This is a genomic window from Streptomyces sp. NPDC057543 (genome assembly GCF_042801895.1).
Classification (GTDB): domain Bacteria; phylum Actinomycetota; class Actinomycetes; order Streptomycetales; family Streptomycetaceae; genus Streptomyces.
In genome coordinates this window covers 1-4030 of the sequence record NZ_JBHVFF010000468.1, presented here as the reverse complement: position 1 = coordinate 4030, position 4030 = coordinate 1, and the positions used below count along the sequence as shown (strand labels likewise).

Sequence of the window (4030 nt, the reverse complement as noted above, 5' to 3'; positions counted from 1 at the left end):
GAGCAGGGCGTCGACGAACGCTGCGAATGCGATGGGGTCGATCTGACACTCGTCAGCTTCCATGGGGCCGATGCCGGATGGCAGACCCACTTCGGTTTGATAGACGGTGACCTGGCTCATGAACAGCCGGGACGCCCCGTTGGACGGGTTCCACAGGGTTTGGTCGCCCAAGTCGTAGTACTGGCTCACGTCAGCCTCTCACTGCTGGTCTTGGGGGGGCGACATTACGGTCAGTCAGCGCTCCACGGAAAGTGAGCCTGAGTCCGAGTTTCAACAGCGCTGGGCTCCGTTGCAGCGGTGCTGTCGAATTGCGGATCCGCGTTGTCGAGCACGAGCTCAATCGGACGGCGTGACCGACCTCCACACACCGAACCACTGCTCGGCGCCGTAGTCCTCGTACCGCTCCACCTCGGTGAACCCCAGCTTTGCCGCGAGGCGCATCGAGCGCTCGTTGGCGGTCTGGGTGCGCAGCACCACCGCCTCGCCGGGAAGCGCGTCGGCGAACCAGTCGAGTGCCGCTGCGCACGCCTCGGTGGCGTACCCGTGTCCCCACGCCTGCGGCAGGAGCAGGTAGCCGAGCTCGGTCTTCCCGACGTCCGGACGGACGTGCCCCGGACGCTCTGCGTGCGGATCGAGCATGATCGTGCCGATCATCGCCCCGTCAAGATCGATCACGAAAAAGCCGGGGCGCTGCCCGGGTACCTCGGGCACCGTGCGTTCGAGCTCGGCACGCGGTCGAGGGCCACCGAGGTAAGTGCCCACCTCTGGCGAGGCGTTCAGCTCGATGACCGCCGGACGATCCCGGGCTTCGGACTCGCGGAGTACGAGCCGCTCGGTCTTGATCGGAGCAGGTGGCCAAGCGAGGGCTCTGGGGTCGGTCATGCCAGCCAACCTAGCCAGCAGGCTCAGAAGCGATCAAGACTCGCCGATCGATACTCACCGGCCCAGGGCCTCACCCTCACCAACGGGGCTGGGCCCTACAAGCCACGCCTGACAGGGACGGGATGCCTCCCGTTCTCGGGTTCTGGCACAACTTCTGTGACGCGACCACTCTCAGTGATCCGCCTCGCCTTCGAAGTCCAGGTGGCACGTATGGTTGTGCCACCTTCTGTGAATGCCGTTTCGGTGCCCTTCTGGGAGTTACCTCGCTTTGCTCGGCAAGATGTTGCCACTGAGCTGCCTGGGCAAGAGGGGTCGCGCGTGTTCGTCGCCAGCGAAGGCCTGCGAATTTCATGGCGGCGTGTGCCAGGGTCCTGGCATGACTTCGACACCGGATGGACGCCCTATCCCACCCGCACATGCTGGCGAGCGCGCCATGCTGGAATCATGGCTCGACTTTCACCGTGCCACTCTCGCCCTGAAGTGCTCGGGTCTCAAAGACGATCAATTACGGCTGGCGTCGGCTGCGCCGTCGTCGATGACACTGCTGGGCCTCATCCAGCACATGGCCGAGGTGGAACGCAACTGGTTCCAGCGTGTGTTCGCCGGCCAGGACGTGCACGCAGTCTTCGGGGAGAGCAACGTCGACGGCTTTGCACTTGAGGATGGCCGGGAACTCGACGAGGCCATGGCGGTCTGGCAGACAGAGATCGTTCGAGGGCGTGAGCTCATCGCTGCCGCCTCGCTGGACGACTCCGGTCGGCTGTCTGAGCAGGAGGCTGGCCACGTAGGTGACGGAGGGGTTTCGCTGCGCTGGATCATGGTCCACATGATTGAGGAGTACGCGCGTCACAACGGCCATGCCGACCTGATTCGGGAGCGCATCGACGGTGTCGCCGGGGCGTGAAATGCGGTTGGCGGCAGCTTGGTCGGCTGGCTTTGTTCACTGGTAGTGTCGTGACACCGTCACCAGCTGTTACGACAACAGGACTTTTTTTCTGAGGAGTTGGAAGCCGGCCCGGCCGAACATTTGGCGCTTGAGCATCTTGATCCGGTTGACATGGCCTTCGACGACACCCGAATTCCAGGGGAGGGTGAGGCCGGCGATGACCGCTTCGCGGTCGCGGTCGATGCCCGCGGCGAGGGTGTGGAGGCTGGGGAGGTCGTCCTGTCTGACGGCGGCGAGCCAGTCCGGCAGGCGCTCGCCATGGCGCTCGGTGAGCATGGTCGCGAAGGACCGGACGTGCCCGGTGAGTGCGTCGATCTCGGTGCAGTTGGCCCGAACGTTCTTCAGGTGGAGGGGTTCGGTCTCGGAGAGGTTTTCCGGGCGGCGGAGAACCCATCCGGCGACGGCCCGGGGCGAGGGAGGACGGGCTGTCACGGGCCGCGGCGAGGTCCGCTTCTGGCGGAGGTATGCGCGAACGCGCTGGTAGCTGCCCTGATAGCCGAGTGGGACGATCTCTTCCCATAGTTTCCAGGCGTTGGTGCGGCCCTCGTTCCACCGGTCGTCCAGATAGGGCTTGTACTCGTCGAGGATCGAGGTCCGGGTCTGCCACTGACCGGTGAAGAGGTCTTCCGGCTTGGCGGCGTCCGCGTACCGTTTGACGGTTCGGCTGGTCATGCCGAGCTGCCGCTGGATCGCGCGACGGCTGTGTCCCGCCTTCACCAGGGCATGGACCGTGGCATGGTCCGGGTTCGGTCGGCGAACCGGTGGCCGGTCGGCCACGGTGAGCCGGAGGACTCCTCCGCCGGGTCGGGCTCCGTCTGCGGCGTTTCAGGTGTCTCGGACACCAGGACTTGCAGGCATCGGCGGTGCTGGGCGATGCTCCGCTCGGCGGCCTCGCTGAGGTTGTGCCAGAGGTGCCACCGGTCCGCGACCTGCACGGCCTGCGGGGCACTGGTGGTGGCGCCCTCGGCGAAGAACGGCGCGCGGTCCCGGCATACCACCTCGATTCCTGGCCGCTGGGCCAGCCAGTCGGCGCCGTCGGGCACAAGATCCGTCGACGCTTTCACCAGCGCCGCTCGTCACGCCGTCCGCTCCCGGTCCGCGTGATCACGCCGGTGTTAGGCTGACGATCTTTGGCGGAATGACAGCCACCGTAGAAATGGGGTCGGTGGGTGGTGCCGTGCGATGCCGCCGGGTTGGGGGGACATGCGCACGCTGCGCCCGTTGCAGGCTCTCGGTCTCTCCGCGACAGCGGAGGCCGCCTACCTCGCGCTCGTGGAACGGGGTCCGCAGACCCTGACCGAGCTCACCGACCGGCCGGCGCTGGTCGGGTCGCCGCTCGACAGCCTCAGGGACGCCGTCGCCGAACTCAGCGACATCGGTCTGGTGTCCCGTACGGACGGCAGGCTGACCGCCCAGCCGCCCCGCGCGGTGCTGGAGGCGGTCGCCGAGCGGCGCGCGCGCCAGGCCCGGATCGCTTACGAGAGCGCCACGGCCCTGTCGCAGTACTGGCTCGACCACACCGCCGGAGCGAGCTACGTCGAGGTCGTCGACACCTCCGAGCGGCGCGGGGAGATCCAGTCGCAGGTGCACAACGGGGCCGTGTCCCAGGTGCGTGCGCTGTCGATCGGGCCGGTCGGCGGGGGCGACCGGATGCCGGAGGTCGGCCCTGGCACGCTGGATGCGCTGGACCGGGGGATCGTCTACCGGGTGGTGTACAGCGCCAACATCCTGCAGGACCCCAAGGCACTGGAAGTGGCGCACGAGTGCGTCGCCCGGGGAGAACAGGCCCGGGTCTTCCCCGATGTCGCGCTGAACGTGCTGGTCTGCGACGACCGTTTCGCCGTGGTCTCCGTCGCCGCCCCGAACCGTACGGGACACCACAGTGTCGTCGTGCAGCCGTCGGGGCTCCTGGACGGGCTGATCGGCGTCTTCGAGTCGTACTGGCAGATCGCCGTCCCGCTCCCGCCGGCCGGTGAGGCTGTCAAGAGCGAGGCGACCCCCGAGGGGCGGCAGCTCCTGAGCTACCTCAGCACGGGGCTGACCGATGAATCGATCGCCCGTGAGCTCGGGGTGAGCGAGCGCACCGTCGCCCGGCGCATCGCCCGCCTCCAGGAGATGCTCGGCGCCAAGACCCGGTTCCAGCTCGGCGTCCAGGCCAGCCGTCGCGGCTGGCTGTGACCCCGGGCCGCGGCAGGGCGGGCC

6 protein-coding genes are annotated in these 4030 nt (G+C 67.6%); 2 read left to right on the top strand and 4 right to left on the bottom strand.

All coding sequences use genetic code 11. The features are described 5' to 3' along the window. Nucleotides 1-189: DUF6086 family protein (locus tag ACFU8Q_RS39875; protein ID WP_384464656.1), on the bottom strand; the 189-nt coding region annotated here is incomplete at its 3' end. 147 nt (nucleotides 190-336) lie between these two features. Then, nucleotides 337-882: a GNAT family N-acetyltransferase gene (locus ACFU8Q_RS39870; RefSeq protein ID WP_384464653.1), complete on the bottom strand. Its 546-nt coding sequence runs from the start codon at nucleotides 880-882 to the stop codon at nucleotides 337-339. A 376-nt stretch (nucleotides 883-1258) separates the two neighbouring features. Here ACFU8Q_RS39870 and ACFU8Q_RS39865 point away from each other — a divergent pair, with 376 nt between their 5' ends. Next, nucleotides 1259-1786 carry a DinB family protein gene (locus ACFU8Q_RS39865; RefSeq protein ID WP_384464650.1) on the top strand — a complete coding sequence of 176 codons (528 nt, stop codon included), beginning with the start codon at nucleotides 1259-1261 and terminating at the stop codon, nucleotides 1784-1786. Between the two features lie 69 nt (nucleotides 1787-1855). Here the strand turns inward: ACFU8Q_RS39865 and ACFU8Q_RS39860 are convergent, their stop codons facing one another. Together ACFU8Q_RS39860 and ACFU8Q_RS39855 are read right to left on the bottom strand one after the other, a co-directional pair. Beyond that, entirely contained in the window at nucleotides 1856-2500 is a 645-nt protein-coding gene (locus tag ACFU8Q_RS39860) for a transposase (protein ID WP_384464647.1), read from the bottom strand. 41 nt (nucleotides 2501-2541) lie between these two features. Continuing rightward, a complete protein-coding gene (locus tag ACFU8Q_RS39855) occupies nucleotides 2542-2892 on the bottom strand; it encodes a transposase (RefSeq protein WP_384464644.1) in 351 nt (116 codons plus the stop codon). 139 nt (nucleotides 2893-3031) lie between these two features. On the opposite strand from ACFU8Q_RS39855, the gene ACFU8Q_RS39850 reads away from it, so the two are divergent. Further along, the gene (locus ACFU8Q_RS39850; protein ID WP_384464642.1) at nucleotides 3032-4006 is read left to right on the top strand and encodes a LuxR C-terminal-related transcriptional regulator; all 975 of its coding nucleotides are present in this window, start codon (nucleotides 3032-3034) and stop codon (nucleotides 4004-4006) included. The last annotated feature ends 24 nt before the right edge of the window (nucleotides 4007-4030 follow it).